The 16,435-nt window shown below is 52.6% G+C and carries 13 protein-coding genes; 12 read left to right on the top strand and 1 reads right to left on the bottom strand.

Translation table 11 applies throughout. The features are described 5' to 3' along the window. Positions 1-9 precede the first annotated feature (9 nt). The 8 genes from atpA (at position 10) to MJO52_RS21165 (ending at position 7,873) form a co-directional block, all read left to right on the top strand. Positions 10-1,554: a F0F1 ATP synthase subunit alpha gene (gene atpA, locus MJO52_RS21200; RefSeq protein ID WP_152455988.1), complete on the top strand. Its 1,545-nt coding sequence runs from the start codon at positions 10-12 to the stop codon at positions 1,552-1,554. Between the two features lie 77 nt (positions 1,555-1,631). Beyond that, positions 1,632-2,492, top strand: coding sequence for a F0F1 ATP synthase subunit gamma (gene atpG, locus MJO52_RS21195; RefSeq protein ID WP_252083949.1), 861 nt, complete (start codon positions 1,632-1,634; stop codon positions 2,490-2,492). Between the two features lie 59 nt (positions 2,493-2,551). Continuing rightward, positions 2,552-3,955 carry a F0F1 ATP synthase subunit beta gene (gene atpD, locus MJO52_RS21190; protein ID WP_252083948.1) on the top strand — a complete coding sequence of 468 codons (1,404 nt, stop codon included), beginning with the start codon at positions 2,552-2,554 and terminating at the stop codon, positions 3,953-3,955. Between the two features lie 18 nt (positions 3,956-3,973). Further along, complete coding sequence (locus tag MJO52_RS21185; RefSeq protein ID WP_020413901.1) at positions 3,974-4,393, top strand: F0F1 ATP synthase subunit epsilon; 420 nt, start codon at positions 3,974-3,976, stop codon at positions 4,391-4,393. 191 nt (positions 4,394-4,584) lie between these two features. After that, entirely contained in the window at positions 4,585-5,574 is a 990-nt protein-coding gene (locus MJO52_RS21180; protein ID WP_252083947.1) for a hypothetical protein, read from the top strand. Positions 5,575-5,594: 20 nt separating this feature from the next. Next, positions 5,595-6,029, top strand: coding sequence for a VOC family protein (locus MJO52_RS21175; protein ID WP_252083946.1), 435 nt, complete (start codon positions 5,595-5,597; stop codon positions 6,027-6,029). Between the two features lie 150 nt (positions 6,030-6,179). Continuing rightward, positions 6,180-6,812 carry a glutathione S-transferase family protein gene (locus tag MJO52_RS21170; protein WP_252083945.1) on the top strand — a complete coding sequence of 211 codons (633 nt, stop codon included), beginning with the start codon at positions 6,180-6,182 and terminating at the stop codon, positions 6,810-6,812. Positions 6,813-7,150: 338 nt separating this feature from the next. Beyond that, a complete protein-coding gene (locus tag MJO52_RS21165; RefSeq protein ID WP_252083944.1) occupies positions 7,151-7,873 on the top strand; it encodes a formate/nitrite transporter family protein in 723 nt (240 codons plus the stop codon). Between the two features lie 118 nt (positions 7,874-7,991). On the opposite strand, the gene MJO52_RS21160 is transcribed toward MJO52_RS21165, so the two are convergent. Next, positions 7,992-11,333: an amidohydrolase family protein gene (locus MJO52_RS21160; RefSeq protein WP_252083943.1), complete on the bottom strand. Its 3,342-nt coding sequence runs from the start codon at positions 11,331-11,333 to the stop codon at positions 7,992-7,994. Positions 11,334-11,547: 214 nt separating this feature from the next. On the opposite strand from MJO52_RS21160, the gene glmU reads away from it, so the two are divergent. The 4 genes from glmU (at position 11,548) to MJO52_RS21140 (ending at position 16,390) form a co-directional block, all read left to right on the top strand. Next, positions 11,548-12,909, top strand: a complete 1,362-nt coding sequence (gene glmU, locus MJO52_RS21155; protein WP_252083942.1) for a bifunctional UDP-N-acetylglucosamine diphosphorylase/glucosamine-1-phosphate N-acetyltransferase GlmU — start codon at positions 11,548-11,550, stop codon at positions 12,907-12,909. Between the two features lie 126 nt (positions 12,910-13,035). Next, positions 13,036-14,127, top strand: a complete 1,092-nt coding sequence (gene pdhA / locus MJO52_RS21150) for a pyruvate dehydrogenase (acetyl-transferring) E1 component subunit alpha (RefSeq protein WP_252083941.1) — start codon at positions 13,036-13,038, stop codon at positions 14,125-14,127. Further along, complete coding sequence (locus MJO52_RS21145; RefSeq protein WP_252083940.1) at positions 14,127-15,122, top strand: alpha-ketoacid dehydrogenase subunit beta; 996 nt, start codon at positions 14,127-14,129, stop codon at positions 15,120-15,122. The genes pdhA and MJO52_RS21145 overlap by 1 nt, the downstream gene beginning before the upstream one ends. Further along, on the top strand, positions 15,119-16,390 hold the full coding sequence (locus tag MJO52_RS21140; RefSeq protein WP_252083939.1) for a dihydrolipoamide acetyltransferase family protein: 1,272 nt from the start codon (positions 15,119-15,121) through the stop codon (positions 16,388-16,390). Before MJO52_RS21145 ends, MJO52_RS21140 begins: the two co-directional genes overlap by 4 nt. The last annotated feature ends 45 nt before the right edge of the window (positions 16,391-16,435 follow it).

Here is a 16,435-nt window from a genome sequence, read left to right as displayed (position 1 = left end):
GAACAGAGCATGCAGCAACTGAATCCCTCTGAGATCAGTGAAATCATCAAGAGCCGCATCGAAAATCTCGATGTGAGCACTGAAGCCCAAAATGAGGGCACCATTGTTTCCGTATCCGACGGCATCATCCGCATCCACGGCCTGGCCGACGTGATGTACGGTGAGATGATCGAGTTCGAAGGCGGCGTTTACGGTATGGCGCTGAACCTGGAGCGCGACTCCGTTGGTGCTGTAATCCTGGGCGACTACAAATCTCTGGCCGAAGGTCAGAAGTGTCGTTGTACCGGCCGTATCCTGGAAACCCCGGTTGGTCCGGAACTGCTCGGCCGCGTTGTAGACGCGCTGGGTAACCCGATCGACGGCAAGGGTCCACTGAACAACAAGCTGACCGACGCGGTAGAAAAGGTAGCGCCTGGCGTTATCGCCCGTCAGTCCGTTGACCAGCCTGTACAAACCGGCTTGAAAGCGGTTGATACCATGATCCCGATTGGCCGTGGTCAGCGTGAGCTGATCATCGGTGACCGTCAGATCGGTAAGACTGCTGTGGCGATCGACGCCATCATCAACCAGAAAGGCACCGGCGTTAAGTGTATCTACGTTGCCGTGGGCCAGAAGCAGTCCTCTATTGCCAACGTAGTGCGCAAGCTCGAAGAGCACGGCGCTATGGACCACACCATCGTAGTGGCCGCTGGCGCAGCCGATCCGGCAGCGATGCAGTTCCTGGCTCCTTACGTCGGCTGTACCATGGGTGAGTACTTCCGCGACCGCGGTGAAGATGCCCTGATCGTATACGATGACCTGACCAAGCAGGCTTGGGCCTACCGTCAGATCTCCCTGCTGCTGAAGCGTCCGCCTGGACGTGAAGCCTACCCCGGTGACGTTTTCTACTTACACTCCCGTCTGCTGGAGCGCGCCGCGCGTGTAAATGCCGACTACGTAGAAAAGTTCACCAATGGTGAAGTGAAAGGCAAGACCGGCTCTCTGACCGCCCTGCCGATCATCGAAACCCAGGCCGGTGACGTATCCGCGTTCGTACCGACCAACGTGATTTCCATTACCGACGGCCAGATCTTCCTCGAGACCGATCTGTTCAACTCCGGTATCCGCCCTGCGATCAACCCGGGTATCTCCGTATCCCGTGTAGGTGGTGCAGCGCAGACCAAGGTGATCAAGAAATTGTCCGGTGGTATCCGTACCGCTCTGGCTCAGTACCGCGAACTGGCCGCATTCTCCCAGTTTGCCTCTGATCTGGACGAAGCTACCAAGGCCCAGCTGGATCACGGTGAGCGTGTAACCGAGCTGATGAAGCAGAAACAGTACTCTCCGCTGTCTATCGCGGACATGGCTGTTTCCGTTTACGCCGCCGACAAGGGTTACCTGAAAGAAGTAGAAGTTGCCAAGGTTCTCGATTTCGAAGCCGCCCTGCTCGCTTATATGAACAGCGAACACGCAGAGCTGATGGAGAAAGTGAACGCGACTGGTAATTACAACGACGAAATCGACGCAGCTTTCAAAGCCGCTATCGAGAAGTTCGTCGCTACTAGCAGCTGGTAAGAACTCCCTGGAGAGCGCGAAAGAGCGGCGTGTCCGCTCTTTCGGAATCTAACTTCCAGCGAACAAGGTAAATCACTATGGCAGGCGGAAAAGAAGTACGCACAAAAATTGCCAGCATCAAGAGCACGCAGAAGATTACTGCCGCAATGGAAATGGTTGCAGCCAGTAAGATGCGCAGGGCTCAGGATCGCATGGCACTGGGGCGTCCCTACGCCCAGCGCATACGCGCAGTGATCGGCCACGTCGCCAACGCTTCGGCCGAGTACCAGCATATTTACCTGCAGGAGCGCGAGGCCAAGCGGGTCGGTTTTATCCTGGTATCCACTGACCGCGGTCTCTGTGGTGGCCTGAACATCAACATGTTCAAAGCGGCCATTCGCGAGATGCAGGCATGGTCCGAAAAAGGCGTTGACGTAGAAGTCTGCGCAGTAGGTAACAAGGCGGCCAGTTTCTTTAACGCCATCGGCAGCAAGGTTGTCGCAGCAGTTCGCGACCTGGGCGATGCGCCCCAGGCCAACAAGCTGATTGGCTCAGTTAAGGTAATGCTGGATCGTTACGCAGAAGGCGATATTGATCGCCTGTTCCTGGTATCCAACGAGTTTATCAACACCATGTCACAGAAGCCGCGGGTTGAGCAATTGCTGCCGCTGCCGAAAGACGAAGATGAAAAACTCATGCACGAGTGGGACTACCTCTACGAGCCGGATCCGGTTGAATTGCTGGATGGATTGCTGGCTCGCTATATCGAGTCTCAGGTATACCAGGCAGTAGTTGAAAACAAAGCCTGTGAGCAGGCAGCGCGTATGATCGCGATGAAGAGCGCCACCGATAACGCCGGTGAGCTGATCGATCAGTTGCAGCTTGTCTACAACAAGGCGCGCCAGGCGGCCATTACCCAGGAACTGTCCGAAATTGTCGGCGGTGCGGCGGCGGTTTAATCCGCTGCCCCTAGCAGTAATGGTCAGCCTAGAAAGAATTTAAAGCTGAGGATCCGGAAATGAGTAACGGGCAAATTGTGCAAGTGATCGGAGCGGTCATCGACGTGGAATTCCCACGCGATTCTGTTCCGAATGTATACGACGCACTGGTGGTTGAGGACAAGAACCTCACCATGGAAGTGCAGCAGCAGTTGGGTGACGGCGTGGTACGCGCTATTGCCATGGGTTCATCCGAAGGTATCAGCCGCGGTCTGCCCGTGCGCAATACCGGCGCTCCGGTTTCTGTACCGGTAGGCCTGGAAACCCTCGGTCGCATCATGGACGTGCTCGGCAACCCGATTGACGAGTGTGGCCCTATCGGTGAGAAAGAGCGCTCCTCTATCCACCGCGCTGCACCGACCTACGAAGAGCAGTCCAGCTCTACCGAACTGCTGGAGACCGGCATTAAGGTAATCGATCTGGTTTGCCCGTTCGCCAAGGGTGGTAAGGTTGGTCTGTTCGGTGGTGCCGGTGTAGGTAAAACCGTAAACATGATGGAACTGATCAACAACATCGCTACCGAGCACTCCGGTCTGTCCGTGTTTGCAGGTGTTGGTGAGCGTACCCGTGAAGGTAACGACTTCTACTACGAGATGGCTGAATCCGGCGTTGTTGACCTGGAAAACAAAGCCAACTCCAAAGTGGCGATGGTTTACGGCCAGATGAATGAGCCGCCCGGCAACCGTCTGCGCGTAGCCCTGACCGGCCTGACCATGGCGGAAAAATTCCGTGATGAAGGCAAAGACGTACTGTTGTTCGTCGACAACATCTACCGTTACACCCTGGCCGGTACCGAAGTATCCGCACTGCTGGGCCGTATGCCTTCTGCGGTAGGTTACCAGCCGACCCTGGCGGAAGAGATGGGGGTTCTGCAGGAGCGTATTACCTCCACCAAGACTGGCTCTATCACCTCTATCCAGGCGGTATACGTACCGGCGGATGACTTAACTGACCCGTCTCCGGCGACCACCTTCGCGCACTTGGACTCTACTGTAGTACTGAGCCGTGACATCGCCGCCAAAGGTATATACCCGGCTGTTGACCCGCTGGATTCCACCTCTCGTCAGCTGGACCCGCAGGTAATCGGTCAGGAGCACTACGAAGTGGCTCGTGGCGTACAGTCTGTATTGCAGCGCTACAAAGAGCTGAAGGACATCATCGCGATCCTGGGTATGGACGAACTGTCTGAAGAAGACAAGCAGATCGTAGCCCGCGCCCGTAAGATCGAGCGTTTTCTGTCTCAGCCTTTCCACGTTGCGGAAATCTTCACTGGTGCACCAGGTAAATATGTTTCCCTGAAAGAAACCATCCGTGGCTTCCAGGGCATCCTGAACGGTGAGTATGACCACATGCCTGAACAGGCCTTCTACATGGTGGGAACCATCGACGAAGCCGTGGAAAAAGCCAACAAGACCAAAGGCTAAGCCAGAGAGGCATATACTATGGCCATGACAGTACATTGTGACATTGTCAGCGCCGAGCAGTCTCTCTTCTCCGGACTGGTGCAGATGGTGATTGTGAGTGGTATCGAAGGTGAGCTGGGTCTCTCCTACGGCCATGCGCAACTGCTTACCGCCCTGAAGCCCGGTCCGGTACGCATCATCAAGCCCGGTGGTGAAGAGGAAGTACTGTTCGTCAGCGGTGGCTACGCCGAAGTGCAGCCGAACATGGTTACCATCCTCGCGGATGTAGCCGAGCGTGAAATTGATGAGGAAGCCGCGCAGAAGGCCCGCGAAGAAGCGGAACACGCCCTGCACAAAGCGCCTTCTGAAGTTGATTATGCGCGTATCTCAGCCCAGCTGGCCGAAGCCGAGGCGCGTCTGCGCACTCTGCAGGCAATCCGCAAGGCGGCCGGCAAGTAAGTAGCGCTTACATTTGTGTAAAGCGCCTACTTCAAGGCGATAAAAAAGCAGCTTCGGCTGCTTTTTTTGCATCTTGAATAAGCCTCCCTGTAATTATCCCTATTCTTGTTTCTCTTCTCCGTGCCTTTTCTATACTGGATATTGGCTTAATTAGCCAAATGTATTCATTCAATTTAAAGTGGCGCTGATTTATGGTTTTCAATAAGTTGTATCAGGCCTCATTTCGAAAAATTTCGATTTTTCTGACATTTTTTTTATTGTTCTTGGGTGTAAATAGCCACTCTCAATTTTATGACGCCCCCACCCCCGCCGAATATCTCAGTAACACCAAGCCTTTTTATATTCCCGGTAATATTTTTGTCACAGGAATTACTCCTGAGAAAAATAGGGTGCCAAGCCACCTAAAAGAATTTGGGTTTTATCACTCTGGTTGGGATGAAGATGATATTCCTGAAGTCGCAAGATTCTCTACTTTCGTTGATATTTGGTACTTCGATAAAGACCTAATGGCAATTGCCAGGAAGCATGGGTTAAAGATCTGGGTGGCTTTGGCCCCTATTTTTTTTAAGGATTTTGGGAAAAGTAAGCAGGAGGATTATCTGGATAGATGGGAAAAAGCCAGGCAAGAGTTGCTGCCTTTTAAAGATATTATTTACGCTTTTGATCCGCTAGATGAACCCTTCCAAAGATCTCTGTTACCGGATAAAGATTTGAAAAATTACCTTGAGGAGATTGGAGAATTGATAAGGAGAGATTTCCCTAAGGCAAAACTTGCTATTACATTTACACACAACACTGTGAGTCAGGCTAGATTCCAGCTAATCGTACCAGAGAACTACAATTTATTCGGTGTTGATCACTATGTTGGGGTGAACTTTCAGGACGAAATTGTTGAAAAATTGATGCATAAAACTCAGCATATGGATGCTAAATATTATTTAATTCCGAGAGGGTTCAAGACCACTAATCGAGATTATGGAATTTTATCAGAGGCACAACTTATTTCTCGAGCTCGACAAGCTTATAACTTTGCTATTTCAAATTCCAAGGTGGAAGTGATGTTTCCTTTTCATTGGAAAGGATTTGCCGAAAATTCAAAAGAATATATTGGCGCCGAGAGTATGCCCAACTTACTCCAACAGTACGAGAGAATTGGTAGAGCAATTTCCAGGAATCGATAGAGAGAGTGGAGGATTAGTCGATGATAAAGAATCCTGATCATGTAACCATCGCTGTCACCAATTTGGAAAAAAGCCAAAAATTCTTTGAATTATTAGATTTTGAATTGGAGATCACTGATGTTATTTCAGGAGATAAAATCTCTAAATATCTGGAGGTCCCCAATGTTCAGGCAGACCATTTAACAATGGTTTTGAAGAATGCTGAGCCAAGATTTGAAATTCAGTTGTTACACTTCCGTACACCAAGGATATTTTCTGATTCCAATTTATTAAATCTGGCAAGACCTGGCTATAACCATCTTTGCTTGAGGGTTGATGATATCGAGTTTTCTGTGGGCTACTTGAAGAAAAATGGAGTTCATGTTCGTGGTCAGATTATAGAGTATTTGAGCAGAAAGTTGGTATACATTGAGGGTCCTGAATACATCACGATAGAGTTGGCTGAATGGCTGTGATGAAAAATTAGCCTTATCAAATTTTTAAAAGCTTAATTATTTACAAGATTATTCTAATCACACAGCAAGAACCTCCCTACTGGCGCAAAAGTCTCTCGAAAAATAATAATATTAAAATAAACTATTCTCTCCATTTTCAGGGAGAGAATCATGTCAGATCATTTGATTTTATATACTAATCCCCAGTCCCGCGGATGCATAGTGCGCTGGATGCTAGAAGAATTGGGCTTATCTTATCGTACAGAGGTACTTGAGTACGGTGAACCTATGAAGACCACCGAATACCTTGCTATTAATCCAATGGGTAAGGTACCTACTCTGGTTCATGGTGAGAGAATTATTACAGAAGCTTCAGCTATATGTGTTTACTTGGCGGAAGTGTTCCCTGAGTCAGAATTGGCGCCAATGAATGACGATGAGAGAGCGAGCTTTTATCGCTGGATGTTTTTTGCGGCTGGCCCTATGGAATCTGCCATTGTGAATAAATATATCTTTGGGGAAGAGGCAGGTGCAGACAAGCAGCTAATGCTCGGTTACGGTTCCTATCAGTTGGCATTAGACACACTTTCTAAGGTGATTAAGTCCGGCCCCTATATTCTCGGTGAGCGTTTTACTGCAGCGGATGTTTATATAGGTGCCCAGTTAGAATGGGGGCTTCAGTTTGGCACTATAGAGAAGCGAATAGAGTTTCAGGAGTATGTTGAGTGCTTATCTAAACGTGAAGCTTTCCAGCGAGCGCATGCATTGGATAAAGCTCTAATAGAAGAGGTTAATGAAGTTTAGTTATCACTTTTTGAGATTACTATGTAAAGCCTCGCTATACGAGGCATTTTTAATGCATGAGAGTTAAAGTCTGGAGACAAGTATTGAGTGTATTTGAAGTTCACCTGTAATTATTTAGAGTGAATAATTACCCCATATTTTATGATTTTTTTAATTTAATGGCGAGGCTAGTTAGGGCCTTGTTCAAGTCCAAAGCAGCTATCCTGAATGCTGTGTCGCGTCTTCCCATGATGTGATTTTTTTCATCTCCCATTCTGATTTTCTATGAGTATCAATAGCGATAGACCCAAGAGTGAACGGGTGGTTTTGTGTGGACAGATGGATGCCAGCCAGCCTGCATGAATATGAACGTGATAGTCGCTCTCTGTTATGGCCATCTATTGCTGCGGGATTGGAAATTGGTTTTAGTTTTCTTGATGATGGCGCTGTTTAGCAGTTTTCATGAAGAGCTGGATAAATCGGCGTTACTCCTTGTGTTGTCGATGAGTTACCCGGTTGGCTTTATTTTGGTCATTATAGGACGCACGGATCTTTTTACCGAACATACGACATTGGCAATTTTACCAGTTACTAATAGAAGGCAGCGTTTGCGTAATCTGGGGCGTATCTGGGGATTCATTTATCTCGGCAATATGATTGGCACTTTTTTATTTGCGTTGATACTGGTGGGTTATGTCTCAGTCAGTCAAAACATTGTTTCAGCAGGTTTTGATTACTATGGTCAAAAGCTGATTAGTACGAATAATAGTGCGTTATGTCTTGGTGTAATTTTGGCTGGGTGGCTAATGGGTTTACTCGGTTGGCTGGTTTCATCCAGTACTGACACCATTAGTCGAATAATGGTTATTGTAATAGTGACCTTTCTAATCGGTCTGGGCAGTCTGCCGCATTGTGTAGCAGGAGCCGTAGCAATATTTAGTGCCTGGATAGGTGGTGATGGCTCGGTAGGTTTGATGGAAGTACTGCGCTTTCAAATCTTAGCCACGTTGGGTAATACCTTTGGCGGGGCCGTATTTGTGGGCCTTTTGAAATATGGCTATATCACCAATAATTTGCTCTAGCCGAAAACCCTCTTTAGTAGGGTTATAAGAGATAGGTAATTGGGCGCTTTGATAGTTCTCCGCGCCCTAGAAGTTGTATCCGGCGGAAGCCACCGGATACAAACTAAGACTCTGGGAATTAATGTACCCAGTGGTGGCGTTCCATTTTCTCTTGTACCGCCTCTGCCGTAGGAGCGGGCATAGCGCTGATAGGCAGGCGTTCGTGGAAGAATGCCAAGCGTTCGCCAGCACCGACTTCGTTCATGGTTTCTGCCTCGAACACACGGCCATTAATTACCGTGTAGGTAATGTTCTCTGACAGACGCAGGTTATCCAAGGGGTTGCCGTCAACCACGATCAGGTCAGCCAGCTTACCAGTCTCAATGCTGCCAATATCACCGTCCATACCCAAGTAGCGGGCACCATCGATGGTACCGGCGCGGAAGGCTTCCCAGGGGGTAAAGCCGCCCTGCTCCATCATCCACATCTCCCAGTGCGCTCCAAGTCCTTCGCGCTGACCGTGGGCGCCGATATGTACGGTGACACCTTCGTCGCGCAGCTGCTTGGCCTGACGGGCCACATTAAAGTGGTTGTAGTGGGCATCCGGCGCAGTGGGGCGACGGATAGAGCGGGGGTTAACGATAAAATCGGGGGTAAAGCGGGTCAAGCGCTCGTTCTTCCATACCTCGGTGCGGTCATACCAGTACTCCTCACCCCAGAGGCCGCCGTAGGCCACAACGAAGGTCGGTGTATAACCCACTTGGGTTTGGCTCCACAGTTGCTCCACATCGCCGTAGACATTGGCGATCGGCAGTGAGTGCTCGATACCGGTGTGCCCGTCCACAATCATGTTCATATTGTGCTGGTACTTACCGCCGCCCTCGGGCACTACCATAATGCCGGCTTCGCGGGCTGCCTGCAGCACTTGCTGGCGCTGGTCGCGGCGGGGCTGGTTGTAGCTCTTCACCGAGATGGCGCCCATTTCCTTGAGGCGGTTGACGTTGAACTGAGCGTCCTCCAGGGAATTGATCTTGGCTTTGTAGCCTGGACCTTTGGCGCCATAGAGGATGGTGCCAGTGGAGAAAATACGCGGTCCGGTAATCAGACCGGCCTTTTGCATTTCTGCGGCGGAGAATATCTCACTGCTGTCATTGGAGGGGTCGTGAATCGTGGTCACGCCAAATGCCAGACTGGAGAACAGGTTCCAGTTTTGCTGCGGGATAATTTCTTCGCGACCCTGAGCGCCGTGGGCATGAGCGTCAATCAGCCCTGGCAATACAGTTTTGCCGGTGATATCGATGCGCTTCGCCTCGGCGGGAATTTCAACTTCTGCAGCTGGGCCCACCGCGACAATGCGGTTGCCCCGGAATAGAACCACGCCATCCTCGATAATTTCGCGGGTGTTCTCCGCATCGCGCATAGTGACGACTTTGCCACCGGTGAGGGCAACGAGGCCAGCGCGATTGTCGAAGGACTGCTCAAAGCTCAGGTCGATGCCTTCAGAAACCGGCTCTGGTAGTTCCTCCGGAGCGCCGGCGACAAATTCGAAGGCGTCTTTCAGTTCCCGCTCGAACAGCTTGGGCCCGTGTGCCCAGCCTAGGGTGTCACTATCGGCAGACCAATGCAGGTTTTCACCGGCGCGCTTGGATACCTGGGTGACTTTGACCGCTTTACTATTAGGGCCGATCACCTCGGACTTGCCGGTGTGCATAAAAGGCGCGACGAAAGCTTTGAAGTCTTGGGTAAAGGCGACCCACTTGCCGTCTGGGGACAGGCGGAAGGAGGTAATCTCGGCACCGTGCAGGTGCTCACGCTCATCTTTGCCTTCCAGGTTGGTGCTCTTCAATACGCGCTTGCCGCCGCCGGCGTGTTGGTACTCGGAGAAATAGATACGGTCCTCGCTGGCACCGAAGTGCGGCTCATAGCCGGACTTCACGACCCGGCGTTGCCATTTGCCGTTGACGTCTGCCAGGTAGATACCCGGTTCTAAAGAGTACTCGGGGCTGAGTAGGTAACCGCCGGTAAAGCGGCGGTAGGCCACGGTGTCACCACTGGGGGAGAAGCTCGGCTCTACGTAGAGGCCGGGCTGTTTGGTGATGTTCTTGCCGCGACCGCTGCGGGCGGATACTACACGCACATGGCCGAGTTTTTGGTCGTCCCAGGTGACATAGGTGATCTCGCGACCATCGCGGGACCAGCTGGGATAGAATTCAAAGTGGTCGTCCTGGCGGGTCAGCCGGCGGCGTTCACCGCTGGCAATATCCTGGATATAAATTTTGCCCAAGGCCTGGAAAGCGACCTGCTTGCCATTGGGGGATTTTTGCGCCCAGCGAATCATTTTCACATCGAAGGTATCCGGGGCTACTTCCACAGGGAAGCGCACCGCATCCGCGACCTGTTTCTCGACCTTCACATGAGCCGCAATCGGCGCAACACTGTCGCCGTTGATGGAGATACGTAGGAATTTACCGCCAGTCCAAACGACCAATGACTCACCATCGGGCATCCAGTCGTATTGAACGTAGTTACCATGAGGGCCGAAAATTTCCTGTAGGTCTCGCTCAAGGCCGGCGTAAACAGGGGTTTCCAGCCCAGTATCCAAATCTTTCAGAAATAGGGAAGTTTGGTTGTCCTGGCGTCGGATAAAGGCCAGCTTGCTGCCGTCTGGAGAGGGTACAGGAGCTACTGCACCGCCGGGGCCGGAGATAAAGGTTTCCTCTTCACCGTCCTGCAGGTCGTAGCGCTTGATCGCAAAAATTTCCTTGGTGGAGTTCTTATTGTATTCCCATACGGTACCCGGTGTGGTGTCGATGGAGTAATAGACGTAGCGTCCATCTGGGGAGAAAGCCGGGTCGGCAATGTTTTTCTGGGCGATATCGCCACCAATGCGCTCTTTCAGTTGGCGGCCTTCACCTCCACCATAGTGGTACATCCAGATCTCACCGGCGGGGATACTGCGCCCGGACATAAATCCTTTGCGTGCCACCAGGTACTGGCCATCTGGACTCCAATTCGGCGAGTGCAGCAGGTTTTCCTTTTCAGTTGTGAGCTGACGTAGGTTTTCTCCATTGCGATCCATGAGCCAGATATTGTCGGCGCCGTCTCGGTCGCTGATAAGCACAATAGTCTTGCCATCTGGGCTGAAGCGAGGCTGCATATTCCAGGCGATTTCATTGGTCAAGGCTACAGCTTCACCACCGGCGACGGGCACAGTGTAGATATCGCCGAGCATATCGAACAGGATGGTTTTGCCATCTGGGCTGATATCTAGGTTGCTCCAGGTAGTCTCGCGGGTGTCCAACTGGATCGGTTTAAAATCGTAGGGCGGCTTGTTGATATCCCAGGATTGGGCTTTTGCCTTATCTCCTTCTTGTTCCTCAGCGCCTTCGGCTTCTGCTACGGCTCCCAGGGGCAGGGACAGCATAAGCGCTGCCAGGGCCAATAAATGGCGCCGTGTTTTTTTTTGCTCGATTGTATTCATGGACAATTTCCCTCCACCGCATTGTCTGCGTTGGCTCTGACTGTACTGTTGTAATGGGCAACGTATTGATCTTCAGGAGGCTAAATTACCGGGATTGCCGTCCGGCGGCAATCATGATGAGTTAAGCGACAAGCTGTTACATAGGGTTGAGTTACAACTGACTAGTAGCCACAATGCTGACAAATTTAAGGAGTTAGTGAGATTTCAGACCATTATGACTATTGACGTAGTAATTTTGGCTGCGGGCAAAGGTTCCCGTATGCGATCGGACTTGCCCAAAGTGCTGCACCCGATTGGCGGAATTCCCATGTTGGGGCATGTCATTGAGACGGCGCGACAGTTGCAGGGTGTTGAAATTACCGTGGTTGTCGGACACGGCGCAGACCAGGTACGTCAGCGCTTTGCCGATAGTGGTGTGAAGTTTGTTGAGCAGACGGAACAGCTGGGCACCGGCCACGCTGTGGCACAGGCTATCCCTCAGTTCCGCGAGGGTGCCACCGTGTTGGTACTTTATGGTGATGTGCCATTGGTCAGGGCGGGAACTCTACAGTCCCTGCTGTCGGCTGCGGATCATGGCCCAGCCCTGCTCTCGGTAGAAATGGCCAATCCGGCCGGTTATGGGCGCATAGTGCGCGATACGTCGGGTCGGGTGCGGGCGATTGTAGAAGAGAAAGATGCGGATGCCGATACACTGGCTATTAGTGAGGTGAACACCGGTATCCTGGCGGCGCCGGCAGATCTGCTGGCTCGTTGGTTACCTGAGTTGTCTTGTGAGAATGCCCAGGGCGAGTATTACCTGACCGATGTCATCGCACGTTCTGTGAGTGAGGAGATCGCGGTGACGGGCGAGCGTGCCAGTGACACGCTGGAAGTCGCCGGTGTCAACAGCCGCGCCCAGCAGGCTCAGATGGAGCGGGCCTTACAACATACCCGCGCAGTGGCACTGATGAATGCCGGTGTCACTTTGCTCGATCCAGCCCGGATCGACATCCGTGGCAGCCTCGAATGCGATACCGATGTATCCATTGATATCAACTGTATCTTCGAAGGTGATGTCTTACTGGGCAAGGGGGTACAGATTGGCCCCAATTGCCTGCTAAAAGATTGCCGTCTGGCGGATGGCACCCGTGTAGAGGCCAATTCTGTCATTGAAGGTGCCCATGTGGGTGAAGCTTGTACCATTGGTCCTTTTGCTCGCCTGCGCCCTGGCACCGAGCTGGCTGACGGAGCCAAGGTGGGTAACTTTGTAGAGACCAAAAAGGCCAAAGTGGGAGTCGGCAGCAAGATTAATCACCTCTCCTATGTAGGGGATTCAGTCGTGGGTGAGTCTGTGAATATCGGTGCCGGCACCATCACCTGTAATTACGATGGTGTGAATAAGTCCCTTACTGAAATTGGTGACGGCGCCTTTATTGGTTCCAATACCGCTCTGGTTGCTCCGGTGAAAGTTGGCAGTGGTGCCACCATAGGAGCGGGCTCCACCATTACCCGGGAGGTGGGTAGTGAAGAGCTGGCCGTTGCGCGGGGCAAGCAACGCAATATCACCGGTTGGGAACGTCCCATTAAACGAAATTAGTTTTTACCCTTCCTAAAAGGGGAAACCCGCTGGAAAATCGAATTCCGGCGGGATTTCACTCCTCCCACCCGGTGGGATATCTCCTTTCCATTAAACTTGCGCTTCGGGAACAAAAGGAATGGCCCGATGCACAAGCCCAGAATGCAGCTGCTCGCCAGCTTTGATATCGCTTCTTTACAGTATCTGGATGAGTCAGGACAGACTACGCAGGCGCTGCCCGATTTCGCTACCCCGGATACTCTGGTTTCCCTATACCGGCAAATGACCCTGGCGCGTATGGTCGATGATCGCGCGGTGAAGATGCAGCGCACCGGTCAACTCGGTACCTACCCATCCAGTCTTGGGCAGGAAGCGATCGGTGTGGGCGTCGGTGCCGCCATGGCAAAAGAAGACGTCTACTGCCCCAATTACCGGGAAACCGGTGCTCTTTTGGAGCGCGGTGTGCGTATAGAGGAAATCTACGCTATTTGGGGAGGAGATGAACGCGGCCAGAACTATCGCCACGTATGCGAGGATCTACCGCTAAGCGTACCTATTGCCACGCAAATGTTGCATGGAGCCGGCGTTGCCTTTGCGCTCAAATATAAACACGAGCAGCTGGGGGAGCCTATACGCGCGGCGGTTACCAGTGGCGGTGACGGCGCCACTTCCAAGGGAGACTTCTATGAGGCCATCAACCTGGCAGGGGATTGGAAGTTGCCGCTGGTGGTGGTGATCAATAATAACCAGTGGGCCATCTCCCTACCCCGTTCTGGGCAGACTGCTTGTAAGACCCTCGCGCAGAAGGCAATCGCCGCCGGTATCCCCAGTTTACAGGTTGATGGCAACGACGTTATCGCTGTGTATCAGGCCGTGTTGGAGGCGCTGCAACTGGCCCATGAAGGTGGCGGGCCTTCAATGATTGAGGCGGTGACTTATCGTCTGTGCGATCACACCACTGCGGATGATGCCAGCCGCTACCAACCACAAGAGGGCGTCAAAGAAGCTTGGGGTAGGGAGCCGCTCAGGCGGCTGAGAATCTATTTGGAAAGCCTGGGTATCTGGGGAGATTCACAGGAAGAGGAATTACAGCGGGAGTTGAAGGAGATGCTGGAGGAGGCAGTGCGGGTGTATCGGCAAACTCCTCGAGATAAGTCTACGGCTATTTTCGATCACCTCTATGGAACCTTGCCCGAGGCCTTTATCGAGCAATACCAACAATTGCAGGGGGACAGCTGATGGCGCAAATTACCCTGGTCGAAGCGATTACCCAGGCGCTCGCTTTCGAAATGCAGAGAGACCCCAAGGTGGTTGTTTTCGGTGAGGATGTGGGACTGAACGGCGGCGTTTTTCGTGCTACCGATGGCCTGCAGGCGCGTTTTGGCCATGAACGGGTACTGGATACTCCGCTGGCGGAAAATATGATTGCCGGGATTGCGATTGGTATGGCGGTGCAGGGCCTGCGACCGGTGGCGGAATTTCAGTTTATGGGGTTTATCTATCCCGGTCTCGATCAGATCCTCAGCCACGCCGCGCGCTATCGCAATCGCACTCGCGGCCGTCTCTCCTGCCCGATTGTCTACCGGGCCCCCTATGGAGGCGGAATCCATGCACCAGAGCATCATTCGGAGAGCACTGAGGCCCTGTTCGCCCATATTCCCGGATTGCGCTTAGTGGTGCCTTCCTCTCCGGCACGGGCCTATGGATTGTTACTGGCGGCGATCCGCGATCCTGACCCGGTTGTCTTTCTCGAACCCAAGAGGATCTATCGTGCTGTGCGCCAGGAAGTCGTCGACAATGGTGAGGCTCTGCCGCTGGACCGTGCCTTTGTCTTGCGAGAGGGCAGTGATATCACCTTGATCGCCTGGGGAGCTTTGCTGAAGGAGACCCTGCAGGTTGCCGAGCAGCTCTCCACTGAAGGCATCGAAGCGGAGGTGATCGATCTCGCCACTCTAAAACCCCTGGATATTCACACCATTATTGATTCCTTGGAGAAAACCCACCGCTGTGTCTTGATACATGAAGCCGCACGTTTTTGTGGTCTGGGTGCGGAGGTGGCTTCACAGATCAATGAATACGCCTTCGATCTATTGCATGCACCGGTACAAAGAGTAACGGGGTTCGATACGGTGATGCCCTATTACCAGCTTGAAGATGTCTACCTACCCGGTGTGCCGCGAATTATGACGGCAGTGCGGGAAGTGCTCGAATACGCAAATGGAGGGGCGGCATGAAAATTTTTACCCTGCCCGACCTCGGTGAGGGGTTGCCGGATGCAGTAGTGCGGGAATGGCATGTACATGAAGGAGATGAAATTATCGCCCACGAAAGCCTGGTAACCGTTGAGACCGCCAAGGCTCTGGTAGAAGTTCCAGCTCCATGGGGAGGCAGAATAGAAAAGCTGTTTGCAGAGCCGGATCAAACCGTCAATGTGGGTGAGCCCTTAGTGGGCTTTGTCGCTGAAGGCAGTAGCCAAGAGACATCGCAATCAGCAGTGCCTGCTGAAGTTTCTTCCCCCAAAGAGTCTGTCATTCAGGAAGAACCTGAAAAGGAAAAAGTGTGCGGCGCATCGGCACCTAGTCGGTCGCGGGCCGACAGTGGAACGGTGGTTGGGAAGCTCGAACAGAGTGAAGATGTCCTCGGCGCCGAGCAGGGCCTTACTGAGGGGCCTAAACGGCTGGCAACACCCTCGGTTCGTGCCCTAGCTCGGCGCCTGGGGGTGAATTTGGAAAAGCTCTCCACGGACGGGGGAGTGATCACAGCTGCACAGGTGCGCTCTGCCGCGGGGGCAAAATTTAGTGCCGCGGAAATAGCTACCGGTCAAGCTGAGCAAAATACATGGAAGCCTTTGCCTGAGAGGGATTTGGTAAAAGCTCAAGAGCCTGGGGAAATTATGTCCCCGGCTCGGCGTGCCATGGGCCTATCCATGAGCCGCGCTAGGGACCAGGTGGCGCAGATTACCCTATGTGATGATGCGGATATCTCCAGTTGGTGGGGCAGCGAACCGGCATTATTGAGACTGATTCGCGCTGTGCAGTCTGCCTGTTCTGCGGAGCCTACCCTCAATGCGTATTTCCAAGATGATCAGCTGTCTCCTCAACAGCCCGTCAATATCGGATTGGCGGTAGATTCCCCGCGAGGCCTGTATGTCCCTGTGCTCAAAGATGTAGCCACGCGATCAGATGAATCACTGATGGCCCAGGTGGCCGACTTCAAGCATCAGGCCAGGGAGACCGGAATCGCCCAGAGCGATTTGCAGGGCGCAACGATTCTCTTGTCCAACTTTGGTGCTATTGCCGGGCGCTATGCGACACCCGTTGTGTTGCCCCCTACGGTGGCCATTGTCGGTGCGGGCAGGGTTTGCCAAGGAGTCGTCGTCATAGACCGTTGGCCGGCTATGCGGCCACTGTTGCCGCTTTCTATTAGTGCTGATCATCGAGCGGTGACGGGTGGTGAACTGGCGCGCTTTCTCCAGGCGATGCTAGCCGCGCTTTCCACCTGAGTAGCGGCATCATTTCTGCTGTTTCCCTGTTGGGACTCTGCCTTT

The sequence above is a fragment of the Microbulbifer variabilis genome (genome assembly GCF_023716485.1).
Lineage (GTDB): Bacteria > Pseudomonadota > Gammaproteobacteria > Pseudomonadales > Cellvibrionaceae > Microbulbifer > Microbulbifer variabilis_B.
The sequence above is the reverse complement of the archived record's forward strand: the minus strand, read 5'-3'. Positions and strand labels throughout refer to the sequence as shown.